This window comes from Hymenobacter sp. IS2118 (assembly GCF_000715495.1).
Taxonomy (GTDB): domain Bacteria; phylum Bacteroidota; class Bacteroidia; order Cytophagales; family Hymenobacteraceae; genus Hymenobacter.
Genome location: NZ_JNLX01000191.1, coordinates 68,717 through 90,338 on the forward strand (window position 1 = coordinate 68,717; position 21,622 = coordinate 90,338).

Annotated in this window: 14 protein-coding genes; 1 reads left to right on the top strand and 13 read right to left on the bottom strand. The window is 61.5% G+C overall.

Features of this window, described 5'->3' with window-relative positions:
* Window positions 1-127: 127 nt before the first annotated feature.
* The 7 genes from GM79_RS21215 to GM79_RS21245 all read right to left on the bottom strand — a co-directional run bounded on the left by GM79_RS21215 (window position 128) and on the right by GM79_RS21245 (window position 9,332).
* Window positions 128-1,690, bottom strand: a complete 1,563-nt coding sequence (locus GM79_RS21215; protein WP_161787232.1) for a DUF4139 domain-containing protein — start codon at window positions 1,688-1,690, stop codon at window positions 128-130.
* An 87-nt stretch (window positions 1,691-1,777) separates the two neighbouring features.
* Window positions 1,778-4,096, bottom strand: coding sequence for a TonB-dependent receptor (locus tag GM79_RS21220; RefSeq protein ID WP_035567834.1), 2,319 nt, complete (start codon window positions 4,094-4,096; stop codon window positions 1,778-1,780).
* Between the two features lie 96 nt (window positions 4,097-4,192).
* Complete coding sequence (locus tag GM79_RS21225) at window positions 4,193-4,426, bottom strand: hypothetical protein (RefSeq protein ID WP_035567836.1); 234 nt, start codon at window positions 4,424-4,426, stop codon at window positions 4,193-4,195.
* 124 nt (window positions 4,427-4,550) lie between these two features.
* Window positions 4,551-4,940 carry a hypothetical protein gene (locus GM79_RS21230; protein ID WP_152560129.1) on the bottom strand — a complete coding sequence of 130 codons (390 nt, stop codon included), beginning with the start codon at window positions 4,938-4,940 and terminating at the stop codon, window positions 4,551-4,553.
* Window positions 4,941-5,046: 106 nt separating this feature from the next.
* The gene (locus GM79_RS21235; protein ID WP_051719160.1) at window positions 5,047-5,739 is read right to left on the bottom strand and encodes a HupE/UreJ family protein; all 693 of its coding nucleotides are present in this window, start codon (window positions 5,737-5,739) and stop codon (window positions 5,047-5,049) included.
* Between the two features lies 1 nt (window position 5,740).
* Entirely contained in the window at window positions 5,741-7,069 is a 1,329-nt protein-coding gene (locus tag GM79_RS21240) for a tetratricopeptide repeat protein (protein ID WP_051719161.1), read from the bottom strand.
* 112 nt (window positions 7,070-7,181) lie between these two features.
* Window positions 7,182-9,332, bottom strand: a complete 2,151-nt coding sequence (locus GM79_RS21245; protein ID WP_072008693.1) for a DUF4331 family protein — start codon at window positions 9,330-9,332, stop codon at window positions 7,182-7,184.
* A gap of 311 nt (window positions 9,333-9,643) precedes the next feature.
* Between GM79_RS21245 and GM79_RS21250 the strand changes: the two genes are divergently transcribed.
* On the top strand, window positions 9,644-11,602 hold the full coding sequence (locus tag GM79_RS21250; RefSeq protein WP_035567843.1) for an Hsp70 family protein: 1,959 nt from the start codon (window positions 9,644-9,646) through the stop codon (window positions 11,600-11,602).
* Window positions 11,603-11,622: 20 nt separating this feature from the next.
* Here the strand turns inward: GM79_RS21250 and GM79_RS21255 are convergent, their stop codons facing one another.
* The 6 genes from GM79_RS21255 to eno all read right to left on the bottom strand — a co-directional run bounded on the left by GM79_RS21255 (window position 11,623) and on the right by eno (window position 21,622).
* On the bottom strand, window positions 11,623-12,093 hold the full coding sequence (locus GM79_RS21255) for a hypothetical protein (RefSeq protein WP_152560130.1): 471 nt from the start codon (window positions 12,091-12,093) through the stop codon (window positions 11,623-11,625).
* Between the two features lie 56 nt (window positions 12,094-12,149).
* Entirely contained in the window at window positions 12,150-14,594 is a 2,445-nt protein-coding gene (locus GM79_RS21260; protein ID WP_051719163.1) for a TonB-dependent receptor, read from the bottom strand.
* Window positions 14,595-14,601: 7 nt separating this feature from the next.
* Window positions 14,602-15,537, bottom strand: a complete 936-nt coding sequence (locus GM79_RS21265; RefSeq protein WP_035567847.1) for a DUF4249 domain-containing protein — start codon at window positions 15,535-15,537, stop codon at window positions 14,602-14,604.
* 300 nt (window positions 15,538-15,837) lie between these two features.
* A complete protein-coding gene (locus tag GM79_RS21270) occupies window positions 15,838-19,860 on the bottom strand; it encodes a CARDB domain-containing protein (protein WP_035567849.1) in 4,023 nt (1,340 codons plus the stop codon).
* Between the two features lie 101 nt (window positions 19,861-19,961).
* Window positions 19,962-20,276: an FtsB family cell division protein gene (locus GM79_RS21275; RefSeq protein WP_035567852.1), complete on the bottom strand. Its 315-nt coding sequence runs from the start codon at window positions 20,274-20,276 to the stop codon at window positions 19,962-19,964.
* Between the two features lie 74 nt (window positions 20,277-20,350).
* A complete protein-coding gene (gene eno / locus GM79_RS21280) occupies window positions 20,351-21,622 on the bottom strand; it encodes a phosphopyruvate hydratase (protein WP_035567854.1) in 1,272 nt (423 codons plus the stop codon).

Below are 21,622 nucleotides of genomic sequence, written 5' to 3' on the forward strand. Positions count from 1 at the left end.
GGCTCTGGTCCTACTTGAGTTATTCTTCTCTCAAGAGACTGAGAAACACAAAAATGCCCATCTGCCATGCGGATGGGCATTTTTGTGTTTGAATTTTGCGAGCCGCGCAAGCCGTATCCGGTTGAGCTTACCGAAATTTCGGGTTGGATATTCGGACCTGGTGGTTGATTATTTCCACTTTTTTGTCTTTTGGGTAATCGACCTGGAAGCTGAAACGCAGTCGCTGACTGGCCCCGGAAGGCACGGTGAGCAGCCAGGTAAGCTTGCCGGAGCGCGCATCGAGCTGTGCGCCGCTCATTTCAAGCACTTTCACACTGATTTCCTTTTCCTCGGATATCGGTATTTGGTCGAGCAGGCGCAGGCGCACCGTTTCGGTGTGGCGGTTGCGCACGTTTAGCTCGTAGGTGAGGCGCACGCGGCGCTTGTCGCTCAGGGGCACGTTGCCGCTGTAATCTTCGAGCTTGGCCCGGCCCACCACCAACAGCTCATCGTGGCCCAGGGCCACTTCCAACGAGTCGTTGTAGGCGCGGTCATTCAACTCCGTATCGCCCACAAACATGCCTTGGTGGAATACTTTGGCTCTTTCGGGCAGCTGCAGCCCTTCCCAGCCCGATACTTTGGACTGTAGAAATACGTGCTCGGACAGCCGCGGCACGGCCAGATATTCGGGCCGGCCGGCCAGTTTCACCGAAGGCAGCGTAAGCTCGCGGCGGGCTCCCGGAGCCAGCGTCACCAGCTCGGGCACCTCGTAGCGGGTGCCCTGCGACACTTCTACCGGGCGGCCCTTGGCCGTGCCCTTCACCACAAACTCGTCGATACGGCCTTCACCAATGTGGTCACCCCCGTCAAAATCCAACGACCAAGGCTCTAAGTCGGGCCGCGAAACATCTTCCCCCTGCGCGTGGCGCATCAGCACCAAGCGGACCTGCTGCCAGGGTAGACCGGTGCTGTTGCGCACCAGCCCGTGCGGCACAAATTCCACCACCCGGCCCGGCGCATCCGCCCGGATGTCCAGCTTGGGATACCAAGGCATCCGGGTACGGACGAAATAGCGCACGCTCATTGTTACCGTGAGGGGGCGCGGGGCGCGCACCAATAGCACCTGCCAACTGCCCAGGCTGGTTTCGGTGGCGCGCGGGCGCAGCTTGTTGGTTTGCGTTTTCAGCAGCTCCTGCCGGGTTTTCAACTGCTCGGTTTCCTGCTGAATGAGCGGCAGGCGGGTACGCATGAGGGCGCTGCCTTTCTGCACCTCGGCGCTCCAGTTGGCTTGCGTGCCCGAAGGCAGCGTTTGATTGGCCAGCAGGAAGGCTTTCTCCTGCTGCAGGCCCTGCAACTCGCCTTCAATGGTTCGCAGCTCGGTTTCGGCGCGGACCAGGCTGTCGGCAGCAGTTTGGTTGAGTAGCTTGGGCGGCGGAGCCTCGTCGTCGTCGTCGCTCACCGAAAGCAGCTCGGCCGCCTCGCCGAGGCGCACTTCCAACGTTTGGGCGTCGATGCGGGGCGACAGGTTGCCGACCACCAGCCGGTTGAGGCCGGCGGCCAGGGTCACTTGTCCTTCATGTTCCAGCGCCGAGCCGTTCAGGTACACCGTCACGTTGGTAAGCCGGGGCTTTATGGTTTGAGTGGGCGTTTGGGCCGCGCTGCCGAATGCGGCGAACCAACCTGAGACGAGAAAGAGTAATTGTTTGCGCATAAAAAAGCGAAGGCTGACAAGCATAAATCAGGCGAAATTGCACAACTTTAGCTCAGCGCAGCCGCAAATTCCCTGCTCAGCCCCCACTTAGAAGAACACGCTGGCATTCACCTTCACGAAAAAGGGTGTGCCGGGCGTAAAATGCAGCTGTTCCTCCACGGGCGTGGTCTGGCCGCGCAGGCGGCTGGGGTTGGCAAACTGGGCTTCGTTCCAGTCCACGTTCAGCAGGTTTTCGGCAGTGGCCCCAATCTGGAAGCGGGGTTGGGTGTAGCTCAGCACACCGTCGAAGAGGAAGTAGCCGCGGGCGCGAATGGAGTTGTCCTCGTTGGCCGCGCGGCTGTCGAGGTGGCGGTAGCGCAGGCTGGCGCTGAAGCCCTGCGGGTTTTTGAGGGTGAGGCCGCCTACGCTGGTAAAGCGCGGCGCCAGCGGAATGAAGTTTTCGCCCTCGGCCACTCCTACCAGCCGGCCGTGGTTGTAGTTCAGGTCCACGTCGGCAAACAGGGCGTGGGTAAGCTGGTAGCGCACCGAAAGGTCGGCGCCGTAGCGGCGGGTGCGGCCGGCGCTTTCCACCACGGCTTCATCGCCCACGTACACCAATTCATCTTCCAGGTGCAGCGCCCAGAGTGCGGCGTTCACCACCACGCCCGGCAGCGGTTTGAAGGTGCTGCCCGCCTCGTAGCCCAGGGCGCGGGGCAGCACGTTGTCGTTCACGGTGCCGCGAATTACGCCGCGGGCGTCGTTGGAGTGAAACCCGTAGCCGGAGCGCGCAAACAGCTGCACCGTGGGCGTGAGCTGGTAGTACAAATTGAGCTTGGGTGACACGCGGGCGCGGGTTTTGCGGCCTCGCAGCGGCTCCCGGTTACCATCGTCGTTGGTGATGAGGCCGCGGAAATCGAACACGAATACGTCGGCGCGCACGGCGGCGTTCAGCGTGAGGCGGTCGGTCAGGGTCAGGGTTTCGTCGAGGTAGGCGTTGATGTTCTGCTCAAAAACCTTGCCGGCCGTGATGGTGTCGGTGATGGTGCGGCGCACGGCCCGGCGCAGGGTCAGGTCCGTATCATCGAGGCGGGTGCCCAGGCCGAAGGTGCTGTGCAGGCTGCGGGCGCCGATGCGGTCGTCGCGGTCGTAGGTGCCGGTGTAGCCGTAAATGTTGCGGGCGTCGGTCTGATTGATTTCGTCGCCATTCTCCTCATCGTTGAGGAAGAAAGTGAAGTTGGAAAACAGGTTGAAATTGTAGCGCGAGTAGTACACCTGCTGGCGAATAATGGCGTCGCCGGGCAGGCCGGTGGTGAGCACCGCCGAGGCGTTGGTGCGGTCGGTGTCGCCGCCCTCGCTGGGGTCGATGCTGCCGAAGCGCGTGATGAGGCCGTCGCGCACGGCGCTTTCCGGAATCTGGCCGCTGGCGTCCCAGCTGGAGGTGAAGTGCGAGCCCAGCAGCGTGAGCAAGGTGCGGTCCGATAGCTGCCCGGTGTACTTGGCCAGGCCGTTGAAGCGCCGGAAATCCTGCGGCTGGTCGAAGTAGGCGTTGGTGAAGTTGTACTCGGCGGCCACGTAGGCGCTTTCGGGCTTTTTGGAGAACAGATGGCGGTTGGTGTTGCCCAGCAAATCCAGCATCACCAGCGCCCGGTAGATGTCGAAACGGCCCACCTCCAGCTTCACCTGGCTGGCATCGAGGCGGGTTTTGGTACTGAACTCGCCCGCGCCAGCCGTGGCAAAATCGCCGAAGCGCGCCGTATACGGGCCTTTGTACACCTTCAGCTGCTCCACCGTTTCGGGAATCACGAAGTGAAAGTCGGCGTAGCCCTGGCCGTGGGCGTGGCTCACCATGTTCACCGGCAGGCCGTCCACGCTCACCGCAAAGTCGGTACCGTGGTCCACATCAAAGCCGCGCAGAAAAATCTGCTCGGCCTTGCCGCCGCCCGCATGCTGGGCAATAAAGAGGCCCGGCACCAGCCGCAGCAGGTCCTGGGCCGAGTTCACGGGCCGTAATACTTTGTCGATTTGGTTGATGGCGGCCAGGCTCTGGTTGGGGTCGCGCGGCTGGCTCACGGTCACTTCCGCGAGGTTCAGGGCCGCGCCGGCGATGGTAAACGGCACGGCGCGGGTTTCGCCGGCCGCCAGCGTCACGGCCTGGGTGGCGCTGCGGTAGCCCAGTGCGCTCACCAGCAGAGTGTAAGTGCCGGGCGCCACACCCGCGAGGCGGAAGTTGCCCAGCGCGTCGGTAGCAGTGCCGCCGGGCTGGCCTTGCAGGCCCACGCTCACACCCACCAACGGCTGACCGGAGAGCGAGTCGGCCACGCTGCCGCGCAGTGTAGCTGTGCCTTGGGCCTGGGCGCATTGCCCCGTTAAACCCAGCGCCAGAAAAAAGACCCACAAGAATGAGGTAGTAGTAACTAATTGTTTCATCTATAGAACAGAATGCGGGCTGATGAAGCCCTGCCGTAGCAGCGCTCCATTAGCAAATCCGGATTGAAAAATGAGAATGCGCCGGTGCCGACAGGCTTAAAAATTAGCCTTGCTCATGCAGTTGGCCCGGCACTGGGCCCGGTGTTGGGCCTGGTGCCGGGCCTGGCCGCTGCGCTGCGTGTTAACCAGCGAAGCCGATTGGTCCGAAGGCAGGCCGCGAACCTTGTCGAGGCAAGAAATGGCAATGCGGCCGGCGGCGGGCAGTTGCACACGGGAGGAAGCGCCCATAGCGCCCGCTACGGGTTGGAGGGAGTTGGCCCAGAAATTCATAAACAGTCGGGGATAGACGGGCCGGGGCATGTAGCCGCGCCGGCAGCGTCAGGTTGTGGATAAGACGAAACGGCCCGGACGCCCAGCGCTCGGTACCTCCCGGGCCCGCAGGCCCGCGCACGGCTTATCCCCGACGGGGTGGCAACTCAATCTGGCCCCGGTACCCACTGGGCACGGCTAGCTCGCGGGCGGCCAACCGGGGCTGAGGAAGACGAAAAACAGCCGTGCTCACCACCATCCGCACTTCGGGCAAGCAGTGCTTGTCCAGGCCTTTGAGGGTGTTGAGAAGCTGCTGCAAAGGCGGCCGCTCGCCGTTTTTCTTCACTTGGTACTGCACGCCGTTGCAATCGTCAAAACAGGCCAGGCGCAGGGTGTGCTGCAATTGGCAGTCGTGGCTGTGCACGTAGGCAAAAGGCCGGTCAATGACCCGCGCGGGGCGTTCCACGAGGCCAGCCCCAATTACCAAAAGGTAATTGAGGAGCAGCAGCAACGTAAAATGTGAGCGAAGGGCCACGGGTGAACTGGTAATCAGGTTGCGCAATCTACGGCAGACGGCGGGAATTGGATGCCGCTTTTAGTAGCAGCCACTTCTGGGTAATTGCTTTATTATTTCTCAGTTATCAGGTAAAAAACACGCGCTCTATCGTCCAATAGGCGGCAACCAGGCCAATAACTACGGACACCGGCACCACCACACGCTGCTTGTACCAACTCTTGCGGGCAGCCCAGCGGCCTACCAAGGCCCAGCACAGCAGTATGACCGAAACCTGGCCCAGCTCCACGCCCACATTAAAGGAAATGAGCGAGCCAACGTAGTCTTTGGCCGGCAGCCCCAGCCCGGTGAGGACGCTGGCGAACCCCATGCCGTGCACCAGCCCGAAACCGAATACGATAACCAGCCGCCACGGATTCAGCCGGTCGGTTATAATGTTTTCGAGGGCCACAAACAGAATGGACAGCGCAATAATAGGCTCCACGATTTCGGTAGGGGGCGAAATCAGCCCGTACATGGCCATTCCCAGCGTGATGGAATGCGCCACGGTGAAGGCCGTGGCCTGCAGCAGCACCGGCTTGAGGCGCGGCTCCAGAATGTAGAGGCTGATGATAAACAGAATATGGTCAAACCCCAGCGGGATGATGTGCGTGAAGCCAAGCTGCAGGTAGGTTCCGAAAATTTCGGTACGCGAGAGCTTGCTCAGGTCCGTGTTGAGCACGTGCGCGGCGGCGGGCACTGCCAGCAGCACCAGCAGCGGCAGCGCCACCAGGGCGCGACGCGGCAGGCGCAGGCTTTGTGCCGGGGCATTGGATTCCATATTAGCGGGCGGCGAGCAGTTTCTGACCTTCCGCCGCTACTTCAGAATCGAGGTAGGGCGCGGTGCGAAGCGAGGACTCAATCAGAGCCTGGCCTTCGCTGGCCTTACCGAGCTTGCTGAGTAGCAGACCGGCGCGGCCCAGCAGCACCGGGTTCTTCGAGCCCGTGCGGCGCGCCACTTGCATGTATTTCTGGGCCTCGGCGTAGTTACCGCGCTTGTAGAGTACCCAGGCCATGGTTTCGTTCACGTCGATGTTGTCGGGCCGCCGGTCATACTCGATTTTGGCGTGCTCCAGGGCCTTGTCCAGCTCATTGGTTTTGAGGTAGGCGTAGGCCAGCTCACGGTCGGCGTAATGGCCCATTTCCTCGTTGTCATCGGCAGCCTGCGCGGCATCGGCCAGCATGTCAATGGATTCCTTTGCCATTTTCCGGGCTTCCTCAGGCTGCCCGTTGAGGCGGTAAAGGTCCGTTAGCTCATCGGTAAAGGCATAGTCCTTAACCATGGCGCGGGCCCGTTGGTGGTATTTGATGGCTGTCGCGTAATCTTTTTTGGCGGCGGCTACGCGGCCCAGGCCCGCCAGCGCGTAGGCATAGCCGGGCCGGGCAGATAAGGCCATCAGGAAGGCATTGCGGGCACGGGCAGTATCGCCGCTTATTTCGTAGAGGCGCCCCAGCGCCACGCGGGTCCACTCCGTTTGCTCCAGGCCAATGTAGCCGGCTTTCACGGCATAATCCATGGCCTCGATAGCGCCCGGCATATCGCCATGAATCTCACGCAGGTAGCTCACGCGGGCATACGCCGGCAAATCGGGCCGGATAGTATTCATTTTATCGGCCATTTTCACGGCTTCTTCATAATGGCCCATTTCCACGTTGGCATCGGTCAGCAGGCCATACACGAAGCCACTGTTGGGGTTTAGCTGCTGGGCTTGCTGGGCCAGGCCAAGGCCTTGGGCAAAGTGGTGCTGGGTGAGGCTGAGTGCGGCCTTGCAGCACAAGGCCTCAAAGTTTTCGGGCTCTGCTTTCAGCACTACGTCCAGCAGCTGCACGGCGGCCCCGTCGTAATACGAGTGGTCGCCGGTCACGCGGGCTTCCTGCATGTACGCTTGGGCCAACAGCAGGCGGCTTTTCTGGTCGTCGGGGTTGGTGCGCAGCTTGGCTTGCAAGCCCTGCATGGCGGCCTTCGCGTTCAGCCACTCCTTGCCCGCCGAGAGGTCGGCACGCCGCTCCTTCAGCTCCGGCGTTTGAACTACTGGTTTTTTAAACAAAAAAATGGCCGCTGCCAGCAGGCAGAATACCACAATTAGGCTGGGGTAAAGGAATTTTTTCAAAATAATCAGAGAATAAAATGCGGTGGGAAGCCAGCGGTTAAAGCTACAAAAAAAGAGCCGTCGGGAGCCCAACCTGGACCCACGACGGCTCTTTTCAACTAGCTACGGTAGCTTATTGGCGCTGCAGGCGCACCGACTGAACTACGGTTTTGCCGTTGTACAGCGTCGCGATGTACTGACCGGGGGCCACATCACGGCCGGGCTGCCAGCTCACTTCGTTGGCACCTTTAGCAAAGGTCTTGTCCTTGGTAATGGTAGCCACCTTGCGGCCCGTCATGTCGCTGATTACGATGCTCATGTTGGCCTTAGAAGGCAACTCAAAGCGCAGCGTAGTGCGGTCCAGGAATGGGTTGGGGTAAGCTTGCGCCACGGTCAGGTTAGGCGAGAGGCCGAGGCTGCCCGAACGCTGCGAAAGGGCGGTACGCTGGGCGTTGGTGCCGCTCCAAGGCGTCTGAGCGTATGGGAAAGCAGTTTTGAACGTGGTATCGTTGGCCGTGATGCCAGCGTTGAAACCAAGCACGTTGCCCAACTGGGGCGTTACCGGGTTGGTAGCGGTAGCGGTGAAATCGTCGTACCACAGGCCGATTGCGGCCAGTACTACGCCACCTACAGCTTGCAACTCAATGCGCACCACGTCGTCCTCCAAACGGCGGCCGTTGGGGAAGCCGTCCATGTTGGGGATGTTCTGGATGGTCGTAGTGGTGTTGTAACGGGAATCGGTCAGACCCAGAACGGCGGCGGCCAACAGGCCCTCCGAGCTGAAGTCAGCCGAGGTACGGGAAGTAGGCGGCACGGCCATATTCAGGCGCAGCATGTCGCCACCGGGGTTGTTGGCGGCACCACCTACCAACAGGAAGTTGTTGATGAAAGGCTTGCCAGCGGCCAGCGGGTTACCAGCTTTGCCGGTAGCCAGCTGGTAAGGAACCAGATTAGGAACACCGGTGTGGAAGATTGGCAGCAAGTCGACCGAGCGCGGCTTGTCGGCACGCAGCAGGTAAGGACCGAAAGCCGTAGGAGCCAGTGCTGTACCGTTGAGGGCAGCGTTACCAACCAATACACTCAGACCGTCAGCACCGTTGCGGAAGTCGAAACCAGCAGTGGGCAGACCAGCGCGGCCAGCCAACGACTTGGTTTGAATGCGCAGGGGGCCGAGGCCGGGTACAGCCTCACCAAAGTAGGTTTGACCAGCAGGCTTAGGCGCGGCAGGAGCTACGGGCGTATTGTCGGCCATGTACAGGCCCAACTCAGGGTTCGAGAGATAGTCGTCGGTCTCCGCAGCTTCGGCGTAGGGCGTGCGGGCGTTCCAGGCGTCCTTGGAGCCGATGGGCTCGATTACTTCGTTGGTCAGCGGCATGCCAATGCGCGAAACCTGAATAAAGTTACCCGTGTGGGCCTGGGTGCCATTTACGTTAAGGGTACGGATGGCGCGGCGGCTGGCTGAGGCCCACACGCCGATGATGTAGTTAGAGTCCAGAATGTTGGTGCTGGCCGTCAGGGCCGGCGTACCGGTTTTTGCCAGCACCGATACCGGAATTTGCATGGCAATAGCATGGGTATTTTTCTTGGCCAGGCCGTCGCGGGCCGCGCCGGGAGCACGAATGCCACCCAGGTCAAAAATACCACCCAGGTCGGCGAAGAACGGGTCGTCGGTTGGGCCGCAGAAAATCTTGGTGCCGTCGGCCAGCGTTTCGATGGCGTTAGTTGCCAGGGTATTATAAGGAGTATTTAACCCGGCCGCGCCAGCAATGGAGCGCGGGCCGACGTTGGGTGGGGGCACAGCGCCATCGGTCACGATGGTGGTGAAGGCACCGTTGCCCACTTTTTTCTCGCACTTGTAGGTGGCTTTCAGATTTTCCTTGCCCAGGCGGATGTTGAAAAACGTGGTAGGGTCCTCGTTTTCCCGCTCAAACGTGAAGCGGTATGTGATGTCATCCCCGGCAGTTTCCGAGTTGTTTTTCACGTGGATTTCGTACTGGATGTTCTCACCGAACGTGTTGTAGTTCGGGCCACCTTGGGGCAGCTCCAACGGAATGTAGTTGGCGATAATCGTCACGGTGGCGTTGCCATTGTTGGCGGCCGACTCGGGGCTACGGAAGGCGTAGAGGTCGGTGTTATCGGCCAAAGGGTCGTCGGCGATAAGAGGCGCTTCGCGGTGGCTCGAAGCCTCCAGGGCGTTGTGTTGGCCACTCCAGGCCAAAATCCCTCCCACCGATGTTGCGAGTAGCGCAGCGTGGAAAAGGGGACGAGTAAGCAAATTTTTCATAAAATGAAAAGGACTTGAAATGAAAAAAAGGGAAACGAAGTAAGCTCCTCAGTGTGGGCATAACCTGCCAACATTCAACCAGCTGCATGTAGTATGCCCCGGCTTCCTGTTTCTACGAGAACCGGAGCTCATCCGGTTTCAAACGTTTGCGGATTCTTCTAAATAAAATTCGGGCTTCTGGTGCATCCATCACTTCATGACGAAGCGGGTTTCAATGCCGGGGTGGTTTACCCGCTACTTTTGCAGCGCGAGGGCGGCCGCTTTTTTTATCATTTCCCTGCGCTGTTTCTAAGCAGCATCGACCATAACTTATGGCTACCGTAGCTATCAATATTGCCACTGGCACCTTTCAACAGGAAGAAATTATCGTGGGCATCGACCTGGGCACCACCAACAGCCTCGTGGCCTACGTGCACCCCGACAGCCGACAGCCCGTGGCCATCAACGACCAGGGACGCGGCAGCATCGTGCCCTCCGTGGTGCACTTTCCGGCCGATGGTTCCGACCCTTTGATAGGAACCGAAGCCCGCGAATACCTGCTCACCGACCCGCAGCGCACCATTTACTCGGTGAAGCGTCTGCTGGGCAAAAGCTACGGCGACCTGAACGCCCACGCCGACCAGCTCGGCTATAAGGTCATCGACGACAACTCCGAAGGCCTGGTCAAAATCCGGGTTGGCGACCGGTTCTACTCCCCCATCGAGCTGTCGGCCGACATTTTGAAGGAGCTTCGCGCCCGCGCCGAGCACGCCCTCAAAACGCCCGTCAACCGCGCCGTTATCACGGTGCCGGCGTATTTCAACGACTCGCAGCGCCAGGCCACCCGCGATGCCGGTCGCCTCGCCGGCCTCGAAGTGCTGCGCATTGTGAACGAGCCCACGGCCGCCGCCCTGGCCTACGGCATCGGCCTCGACCCCGATGAGGAGAAAACGGTGGCCGTGTACGACCTCGGCGGCGGCACCTTCGACGTGAGCATTCTGCGCATTCAGCAGGGCATTTTTGAGGTGTTGAGCACCCACGGCGATACCTACCTCGGCGGCGACGACATGGACCGCGTGGTAGCCGAACACTGGACCAGCGCGTTCCAGCTGCCCGCCGCCTTTCGCTCCGACCCGCACCTGCAGCAGCAGCTGCGCCTGGCCGCCGAAATGGCCAAGAAATACCTCAGCCAGCACACCGATTTCACCACCCACCTCACCGACCAAACCGGCCAGAACATCACCGTTACCCTCACCCGCGCGCAGTTCAACGACCTGATACGCCCGCTGGTGGAGCGCACCATTGCCGCCTGCCGCCAAGCCGTGCAGGACGCCGGCTTAGGGAATGAGGGTAAGGGAGTAGGAGGATTTAAGGGTGAGGATTTGGCGAAGGGCAACCCCTCCCACCCTCCTACCCTCTCACCCTCCTACCCCAAACTGGATGCCGTGCTGCTGGTGGGCGGCTCGACGCGCGTGCCGCTGGTGTATGACGCGGTTTCGGCGTTTTTTGGCCAGCCCGCCAATAATTCTCTCAATCCCGACGAGGTAGTGGCTTTGGGCGCCGCTATTCAGGCCGACATTCTGGCCGGCAACCGTCGCGACGTGCTGCTGCTCGACGTAACGCCGCTCACGCTGGGCATCGAAACCCTGGGCGGCCTGCTGGACCCCATTATTCCGCGCAATTCCAAGATTCCGACCAAAGCCGGCCGCCAGTACACGACCAGTGTTGACGGGCAGGTGAACCTGAAAATTGGCGTGTACCAGGGCGAGCGCGACCAGGTGAGCCAGAACCGCAAGCTGGGCGAGTTCATCCTTTCGGGCATTCCGGCCATGCCCGCCGGCCTGCCCAAAGTCGACGTCAACTTCCTATTGAATGCCGATGGCATTCTCCAGGTCGAAGCCATTGAGCTGCGCTCTAACACGCGCCAGCAAGTCGAAATCAAGCCCCAATACGGCCTGACCGATGACCAGGTGGAACAAATGCTGATGGATTCGCTGGTGAATGCCAAGGATGACGTGGCCGCCCGCCTGCTCATCGAAGCCCGCACCGCCGCCGAGCAGCTGCTCTACCAGGTCAATAATTTCGTCCGCAAAAATCGCCCGCACCTCACCGAGGAAGAGTTGACCGCCACTGAGGCGCAGGCTGAAAAAGTCCGTGCCGCCCTCGCCGGCACCGAGCGCGACCCCATCCTGAAAAGCATGGATGAACTGGACGAGCTGACCCGGCCCTACGCCGAGCGGGTGATGAATATTTCCATTCAGCAAGCGATGGCGGGCAAGAAAATAAGCTAACCCAAACGCCGGCTTACGATTTAGGGCCGGGTTTTGCCCTGCGTTGGGCGCTGCACCGGGCGCAGGGCAAACCCCAGCACGGCCCGGGCGGCCGTGTCCCGGAACACCACTTCGAGCACTGCCGGCGGGGGCTTGACCGCCGAGTCGCGAACAAACGAAAAGTCATAAAACAGCCGCGACGAGCCGCTGGCTTCCAAGCGAATGCCCAACTTGTAAAGCTCGATTTGCGGGCCGCGTCGCTGACCACTTTTCCACAAGGGGTAGGCCGCCGTGGTGAAGCGCGGTAGGCTTACGCCCCGGCGCACTTCGGGTGCCAGGCGGCTGTAAGCCGCCGCGTAGTCAGCCCGCAGCACCGCCCGCAAAAACTGCCCGGCCGCCTGCCCCTGGCTGGGGCGGCGAGGCGGGCGCAATTTACCGGACCCGCCAGCTACTACCGCCGCCAAAAGCAGCACCAGGCCCAACACAAGCCGACGAATGAGAGGAAGCCGCATAAACAAAAATACGCGGGAGCGGCTAGGGCGACAGAATGCTAATACAGTCGTCACGCTCAAAAGCTGCGCTCGTAGCTGACTGCCGGCAGGATGGGAAATAAACTCAACTGATACAACCGCCGCTGTCCCTTGGTGTAGTACCCGTCATTCTCGCCCGCGCTGTAGTAAATGTAGTACGGATTGTGCCGGCTGTAGGCGTTGTAAGCCCCTACCCGCCAGATTCGCTCGCCGTGCCTGACCGATTTGGTAAAGGTGGCGCCCAGGTCCAGGCGGTGGTAGGCGCGTAGCCGGTAGCTGTTTTTGTCGCCATAAATCTCGGCTTCGGCGTAGAAATAACGGTCCGAGGCGGCTCCGGCAATGAGGCCGTAGCTCTGGTCCACCACGTTGTAGTTGCCCTGGGCCAGGGTCAGGGCGTTGCCGGTGCCGTAGGTCCAGGTCATCGAGAGCGTGATGTGGGGGCGCACCGTGTAGATGAGCACCACCGACGCATCGTGCCGGCGGTCGTACTTGTAGGGGTACCAGCGGCCCGTATTCAGCTGGTCGAACTGCCGCTCGTTGCGGGCCAGCGTGTAGCCCACCCAGCCCGTGAGGCGGCCGGTTTTGCGCTGCACCAGTACTTCCAGGCCCCGCACCCGGCCCTGCCCGCCGGTCACCACTTTGTCCTGCCAGTTCTGCGAGCTGTTGTAGAACGTGGCGCCTTCCCGAAATTCAATCAGGTCGCGCAAGGTCTTCTGAAAGGCTTCGATGCTGATTTCCAGGCCCAGCCCGGCCAGGGTGTGGGCCACGCCCAGGGCCAGCTGCCGCGCCCGCTGCGGGGCCACGCGCCGGGTGGCCGGCACCCACAGATCGGTGGGTAGGCCGGCCCCGTTGTTCGAGAGCAGGTGCAGGTACTGCTGCATGCTGGCGTACGAGGCCTTCACGGCGGTGTGCTCGCCCACCAGGTAGGTGGCCAGCAGGCGCGGCTGCACGCCGCCGAAGCCCTGCCCCTCCACCCAGTAGCGCACGGCCCGCAGGCCCACGTTGGCTGAGAGCCGGGCGGTTACCCGGATTTCATCCTCGGCGTACAGCGCCACCTCCTGCGCTCCCACGCGCTGCGCCCCAAAGGTGGTATCCTGCGCCGCGGCCGGGGTGCGGGTGGTGAAGAAGTTGCTGCCGGGCGTGAAGGCGTGCTGCACGGCGGTGCCCCCGAACCGGATTTGGTGGGCCGGCCGGGGGTAATAGTCGAAGTCCGCTTTCAGCAGAATATCCTGCACGCCGGAGGTGAAGCTGGCCTCGCTGTCCTCGGTCAGCGCGCCGCCCGGCGACCGGTCTTCCAGCTCGAAGGTTTGCTCGTTGGCGTAGCGAAACCGGGTGGCGGCCAGCGTGGCGTTGCCGAAGAGCTGGGGCGTGATTTTCCGGTTCCAGCGCAGCGAGGCCAGGGCGTTGCCGTAGCGCAGGTTGCTGGCGTTGCGGTAGCGCAGTTCGCCCTGTGGGCCACGAATGGTCTGGGGCTTTTGCCTCACAAACAGCCGGTCGCCACCCAGGTACACGGCCGCGAAGAGCTGGTCGCGGGGCGTGAGCTGGTGGCTAATTTTGACGCTGGCGTCGTAAAACGAGTAGCCCACCGTATTGTCTCCATCGGACGAGAGCCGGCTGGCCACCCGCGAAAACAAGTCCAGGTTGCCCCGCCGGGCCGACACGAGGAAGGTCGTCTTCCCGTCTTTGAGTGGCCCTTCCAGCGAGAAATGGGTGGCTAGCACCCCGATGCCGGCGCTGCCGCTCAGCTGTTGCTTGTTGCCCTCTTTTAGGCGCACGTCCAGCACCGACGAGAGCCGGCCGCCGTAGCGGGCCGGGAAACCGCCCTTGATGAGGCGCACGTCGCTGATGGCGTTGGCATCAAAGACGGAAAGAAAGCCACCGACGTGGCTGACGTAGTAAATCGGCACGTCGTCGAGCAGCGTCAGGTTCTGGTCGGGCGAGCCGCCGCGCACGTAGAGCGCGCCGCTGCCCTCGCGGCCGGCCTGCACGCCGGGCATGAGCTGGAAGGCGCGTAGCACGTCGGACTCGCCGAGCAGCGCCGGCAGCTGCTTGAGCTGCCGCACCGGAATCTGAACCGTGCTCATTTCCACCCGACGCTCCAGCGGCACCTCGGCCGCGCCGCTCACCCGCACCTCGTCCAGCTCGTTGCGGGCGGCCAGGGCAAAATCGTGGGCCGTCGTCCGGCGACCGGTCAGCACGACGGTGGCCCGGTCGTAGCCCAGGTAGCTGGCCGTAAGGCGCACCGAGTCCTGCGCCGGCAGGGTCAGGGAGTAGAAGCCCGCCGCGTTGGTGCTGGTGCCTACCTGGCCCCCGGCCGTGTACACGGCGGCCCCCGGCAGCTTCTCGCCGGTGCGGGCGTCCTGCACCGTGCCGCTGAGGGTAACGCGGGCGGTAGGGGTTTGGGCCTGAATGGTGGTCGTCGCGGCCAGTAGCAGGAACGGCAGAAAGCCCAGCGGCCTGCGGTAGATAGAATAGTCAGTCAAGGTCGTATTAGCGTTTGTGCAGGAAGCGGACAGTCTGGGCATGGCCCACCACCACGCCATAGCCGCCGTTCACGTTGGAATACATGCGGGAAGGGTCGCCCAGAAATAGCAGCTGGTTCAAATCACCGCCCGGCCCCTTGGTGCCCTGGTTGTAGAAGTGGCGGGCCCAGCTTTTGCGGTACTGGTAATAGGAGCGGCTGATGGAACGCAGTGACACAAACGCCTCGCCCAGTATTCGTTCTGAACCTGCGAAACTCCAGGGCTTAAACGAGGCCCGCAGCTCAAAAGCCTGGCCGTTGAACAGCTTGTCCGAAAAAACCAGCGAGCCGGGGCTGAATTCCGCGTCACCTTCGGCTACTAACGCGGCATTACCCCGCGCATCCAGCACGAAGTCCTGGCTCCGGAAAACCCGGCCCTGGCCCCCATACTGCTGCTGGTAAGCACTTATTTCGTAGTAATTGACCTCATCCGCCGGGTCATCGAATCGCACGACAATAGTCCCTAACAGCTCGTTGTTGCGGTCCGTACCCGTGGGATAGGAATACCACGTTTCCCGGATGGGCACGGCGGCCGGCACCGTGTCGGTGGCAAGCGCGGCCGGGTAGCCGTCGGCCTCGGCCCGCAACGTGTAAGCGCCCCCCTCGGCAGGTTTGTTCGGGCTCACGTACAGCCCCCGGCCCTGGTTACGCAGCTGCTCGTCGCTCCGGCCGGGGGTTTGCAGGTACACGCTGGCCGTGGAAAATAGCCGTGAAGAAGAATCCACCGTGCTGGTCACGCGGCTCACCTGCACCCGAAACACGCTATCCGGGTTCATTATCGAATTCACCACCAACACCTTGGGCGGCTCCGGCAAATCGGCGCTGATTTGGTCAACACAGCTGGCGGCAAGGACCGAGAGACCGGCGAGAATCAACAGGGCAAGTGGCTTGGGAAGGGCTTGCATTACGCGCAGTATAAGGATGGTGCAAGCAAACGGCAAACAACCGCTAATGGTATAAATACAAACGGGTTTTTCGGCTTTTGACTGGGCGATGCTTCTGCCGGCGCAGGCTCCAAGACGCTGGTTTTTCTACTACTCTCCCGCAGACCCCATCCCCTAACCCCTTCCCCTCCGGGGGAAGGGGACTAACTTCTAGTTTTCTAGTTTACGAAGTCTAAGTTAGAGCTAGTTCCCCCTTCTCCCGGAGGGGAAGGGGTTAGGGGATGGGGTTTACGGGCGGCGAGCCGGGCCTAATCCCCTAGCCTATTCGATTACCACTCGGCGCGTCACGTTCAGGCCCGGCCCGCTCAGGCGCACCATGTACACGCCGGTAGCTAGGTTTTGCGTGGCTATTTCTGCCTCATTGGCCCGGCCGGTGCCTAAGGGCAAGGGCTGCGAGCGGACGCGCTGTCCCAAGGCATTGTAGAGGTCAAGCGTGGCTTGGCCGGGAGTGCCCGCCCCGCTTAGCTGCACGCGCAACGGGCTGCCGCTGGCCACGGGATTGGGCGCGATGCTCACGGTGTAGCCGGCCGTTTGCGTGCGGTTGGGCAATACCTGCGTCACCGTCACGGCCAGCGCGGCGAGGTTGTTGGTTTCGTCCAGCTCACTCACCACATTTAGCGGGTCGGCCATAAACAGCACGTAATAAGTGCCGCCCGGCATATTGCCGGGCACGGCAGCGGTCAGGCGGCGGTTGGCGGTCAGGTTGGCGGCCATGATGCTGCCGGAACTGGTGCCCAACAGCAGGTCGCCCGCGTCCAGGGTTTGGTCGGTGGAAAGGTAGTAGCCCAGTACTGAGCTGGCGGCCGGGCCGGCGCCCTCGTTGGCAATCACGCTGCTTAGCGTCAGGCTGCCGCCTGCAACCACCGTCGTGGGCGAAGCCCCAATCTGGGTGAGCAGCAAATCGGGCTGAGGCGCCGCCAGGCAGCTCACCGTGGCCTCAAAGCCGGCAGCGGTCACGCCCGCATCGCTGGTGAACTGCACCGTGAGGGCGCCGCTGAGGCTGGTGGCCACAATTGGCGCGGGTATCTGGTAGCCGGTAAAAATGCCCAGCAACGGCGCATTGGCAGTAGGCCCGTCGTACACGCGCACGAAATCGTAGCCGTTTTCCAGGGCAAAGGCGGTAAATACCAACTGCACCACGCTGCCCGGTGTGCCGGGTAAAATGGTCAGCGAGCCATTGGCATTATCGGTGTAGTTATTGAAACCGCCGTTATCATAAATCGTCGTCGAGCAAGTGGTAATCGTAGCTCCGCTAGCAGCGGGCACGATGGTACCGGCAAAGGGACCTAGCACCGTGAGCGGCAGCGAAGCGGTGTTGTTGGTTTCGTTGGTTTCGGCCACCACGCCCAGGGGGTCGGCGTCGAAGTGCAGGTAGTAGCTGCCAGCTGAAGTGCCCACCGGCACCTGAAGATTGGTAGTGCGCACCGCACTGGCACTGGCCGGCAGGGCCGTACCAGGGGCAATGCCCAGCAGCACATCGGCGGCGGTGCGTACCGGACCGGTGCCCAAGTAAAAGCCCACCGCGCTGCTGGCGGACGTGGCATTGCCAATGTTCTCAACAAAGCACCTGACTGACAAAGAAAAGCCGGAGTTGACGTTACCTGAGGTGTTCAGAGGCTGCCAAATCCGTAAATCGATGCCCGGCGTGGCCACTTGCAGCGCGGCGGCGGCTACATTGTTGGTTTCATTGCTTTCGGCCACGGCATTTAGCGGGTCGGCCACAAACAGCACGTAGTAGTTGCCGGGAACTACGCTGGCGGGCACCATCAGGCCGGGGTTGCGGTATTGGGAATTGCTTTGGCCGGCCGCCAGGGGCCCGCCCGAAATGGTTGAGAGCAGCAGGTCGGTGGCTTCCCAGGTGGGGTTGGTCGAAAGGTAGTAGCCCACCGTGCTGCTGGCCGCCAGGGCATTGCCTTGGTTTTGAACAAAACAGTTGACGTAGACGATGCTGCCCGGCACCGATGCCTGCGAGTTCACATTAGCCTGCCTGATAGTTAGGTCTACTTCCGAGGCTACCACCCGCAGGGGCTGCGCCATCAGGTTGTTGTTCTCGTTGGTTTCGGCCACCACATTTTGCGGGTCGAGCACGAACAACACGTAGTAGTTGCCGGGCGCCGTGCCAGCGGGTACCACCGGGGCGTCGTAGCGCTCGTAATACTGCTGGGGCGACACCGGTCCGCCCGGGCTGGTCAGCAGCAGCACGTCGCCGGCATCAAGAACCTGGTTGGTCGATAGATATATCGCCACCGCGCTGCTGGGCGCAGTAACATTGCCCAGGTTCTGTAAGTAGTAGCTGGTGTAGAGGATGTTGCCCGAAGCCGTGTTATTGGAGAATGAGGGGGCCTGCGGAAATATAAGGTCGATGCCCGGCGCCAACACTTGCAGTGCCACACTGCTCAGGTTGTTGGTTTCGCTGGTTTCGGCTATCTGATTGAGGTGGTCGGCTGCGAACAGCACGTAATACGTGCCCACCGCCGTACCCGTCGGCACCGTCAGGTTGGTGTAGGGCGAGATGTACCCCCCGCCGGCCAGCGGCTCGCTGCTGGTGTTCAGCAGGACGTCGGTGGCATCCAAAACGGTGTTCCTGGACAGGTAGTAGCCCACCGTAGCGGGGTTGGCCGGCGCGTTGCCTTGGTTGTAGAGGTAGCAATAGGCCCCAACCGTGCCCCCCACGGCCACCGAAGTTGCGCTGAGAGAGGGGCTTTGGATGACCAAATCGATGGTTGGCGGCACCACCGTGAGGGGCAGGCTGCGCACGTTATTGGTCTCGTTGGTTTCCGCTACCCGGTTCTGCGGGTCGGCCACAAACAGCACATAATACGTGCCCGGCGCCGTGCCCGCGGGCACCACCGGATAAGCCGTGCTATAATCGGATTGGTAAGGAGCGAGGGCCCCGGTATTGCCCACACCCAACAGCACGTCGCCGGCGTCAAAGGTTTGGTTCGTCGAAAAATAAAAGCTCATGGAAGCCGAAGCTACCGCCGTGTTGCCCTCATTTACCAACGAGGCGCTTACCTGAATCTGCTGGCCGGCCACCATCGTATTGGGCCACCGCTCTTCGTACTGAACGACCAAATCGACACCGGGCGGCGCCACGGTCAGGCTGACCGCCGACACGTTGTTGGCCTCGTTGGTTTCGCTCACCTGGTTCTGGTAATCAACTACGAACAGAATGTAGTAGCTGCCCGGCGCCGTGCCGGCGGGCACCGCTGCCGAGCCGTAGCGCTGCTCCGAGTAAGCCGGCCAAAGTTGGCCACCGTACTGCGATGTCAGGAGCCGGTCGCTGGCGTCGAGCGTAGCGTCGCGCGAGAAATAGAAGGCCACATTGCTGCCGCTGGCAACCGAATTGCCCTGGTTGGCAACGTAGCAGGACATATCGAGTAGGGTGCCTGCCGCCGGATTAACCGGCGATACCGCGCCCTGAAGCGTCACCAGGTCTATGCTGGGTAGCGTCACCGTCAGAGTGGTGGCCGAGACATTGTTGGTTTCGTTGCTTTCACCGATTTGATTCAGCGGGTCGGCCACGAACAACACGTAGTAGCTGCCGGGGACCGTGCTGCCGGGCAGCGTAAAAGTGTCGTAGCGCGAAGCGTACTGGCCCGCCGATAGCGGATAGCCCTGCTCACTGCTCAGCAGCTGGTCGCTGGCATCCAATTGCGCATCGCGGGAGAGGTAGTAGCCAATGGGGCTGCTACCGGCCTGCGCCCCCGAAAGGTTATAGATACTACAGGTGGCCGTGAGCTGCCCCCCAGCTACCACGCTACCCGGCGATACTGCCGCTCCTTGCACCGTCAGGTCGGGCTGGGCCTGGGGCGGAATGGTTTGCACGCACCCAATTGTGGCCGCGAAACCATCGAGCTCCACCGAGCTGTCAGATGTCAGGCGCACCGTTAGCGCGCCCGAGGCGGAAGTGCCGTACACGGTGCCGGGCTGGTTGCCGGAGCTGTAGGCACCAATCAGGGGCGCGCTGGTGCTGGTGCCGTCGTAGATGTACAAAACGTCGTAGCCGCTTTCCAGCACCACCGACGTGAACGCCAGCCGAACCTTATTGCCGGCAATGGCCGGCAGCACGGTTATTGAGCCGCTGGCGTAGGGCGCGTACGTGCCGCTGGGGCCGCCATTGTCGTAGAGCGTGCCGGCGCAGGTGGTTACCACGCTGGTGCCGGTGGCCGGCAGCAGGTAGGTTTGGGCACGCAAGGCCGCTGGCGCTGCCATTCCCATGCCGACCAACCAAATCAAAACTCCCAAAAACAGCCGCGAACCGGCCGGGTAAATGTGTTTCATATGGCGGTAGCTACAAGGAAAGGCCGGGGGTGAATTAAGTAAATGGAACCGTTGAGAAAACGGCCGTCGGAGAATGTCTGCTCAGAAAAGCGTTTCACCCCCTATTCCTCGGTTGCTGGTACCAGCACAAAAACGTCCTCGCCGGGCCGTTTCATCAGGTAACGCTCCCGCGCAAATTTTTCCAGCAGTGCCGGTGAGCTCATCAGCTCGGCCCGCTCGCGCTTCACCACCTCAATGTTGTCGAGGTAATACTGCTTCTCATCGCGCAGCTCTTTCCACTTCTGGTAAATGTCGAACTGCTTGCTCAGGTCATTAGCATCGAACACCAGCATCCACACCAGAAAACTTGCTCCGGTAAGGAAATAAAAGCTGCGGGCTACGCGCAGAATCGAACTAACAAAAGGAGGTAATTGCATCAGGGTAAAAGTAATACAAACGGCCGATTCAGCTCTCGCTAAATCGGCCGTTTGGCAGTCACGAACGCAACAAATTACATTTTGCGGCCGGGGAAGTAGGCCACCTCGCCCAATTCCTCCTCAATGCGGAGCAGCTGGTTGTACTTGGCCATGCGGTCGGAGCGCGAAATGGAGCCGGTCTTAATCTGGCCGGTGTTCAGGGCCACGGCCAGGTCGGCAATAGTGCTGTCTTCCGTTTCGCCCGAGCGGTGGCTCATAACGCTCTTGTAGCCGTTGCGGCGGCCCAGGTTCACGGCCGCGATGGTTTCGGTGAGCGTGCCAATCTGGTTTACTTTGATGAGAATGGCGTTGGCAACTTTCTCGTCGATGCCCCGCTGCAGGCGGTCCACGTTGGTCACGAACAGGTCGTCGCCCACCAACTGGATTTTGTGGCCCAGGCTTTCGGTGTGCAGCTTCCAGCCGGCCCAGTCGTCCTCGTCCATGCCGTCCTCAATGCTGATGATGGGGTATTTGCTCACCCAATCGGCCCAGTAGTCGGCCATTTGCGAAGAGGTGAGCTTGTCGCCGGTACTCTTCTTGAAGTGGTACATGCCGTCGGAGTAGAACTCCGATACGGCGGCGTCCATGGCAATCATCACGTCCTCGCCGGGGCGGTAGCCGGCCACCTCGATGGCTTGCAGCACCACTTTAATGGCTTCTTCGTTGGATTTGATGTTGGGCGCAAAGCCGCCCTCGTCGCCCACGTTGGTGCTCAGGCCCTGCTTTTTCAGCACGCCTTTCAGGGTGTGGAAAATCTCCGAGCCCCAGCGCATGGCCTCCGTAAAGGACGACGCGCCCACCGGCATAATCATGAATTCCTGGAAGTCAATCGAGTTGTCGGCGTGCGAACCTCCGTTCAGGATGTTCATCATCGGCACGGGCATGGTGGAAGCACCCACGCCGCCCACGTAGCGGTAGAGCGGCATGTTGGCGTCGAGCGCGGCGGCGCGGGCGGCGGCCAGGCTCACACCCAGAATGGCGTTGGCACCCAGGTTGGCCTTGTTGGGCGTGCCATCCATCTCCAACATAATCTGGTCGAGCAGCGCCTGCTCATACACCGAAAAGCCCACCAGCTCCTCGGCAATGCGGCTGTTCACGTTGTCCACGGCTTTCAGCACGCCCTTGCCCATGTACTGGGAGTTGTCGTCGTCGCGCATTTCCACGGCCTCGTGCTTGCCGGTGCTGGCGCCGGAGGGCACAGCGGCGCGGCCCATCACGCCTGAATCGAGCGTTACATCAACTTCCACGGTGGGGTTGCCCCGGGAATCAAAAATCTGGCGGGCGTGAATCTGCGAAATGAAGCTCAT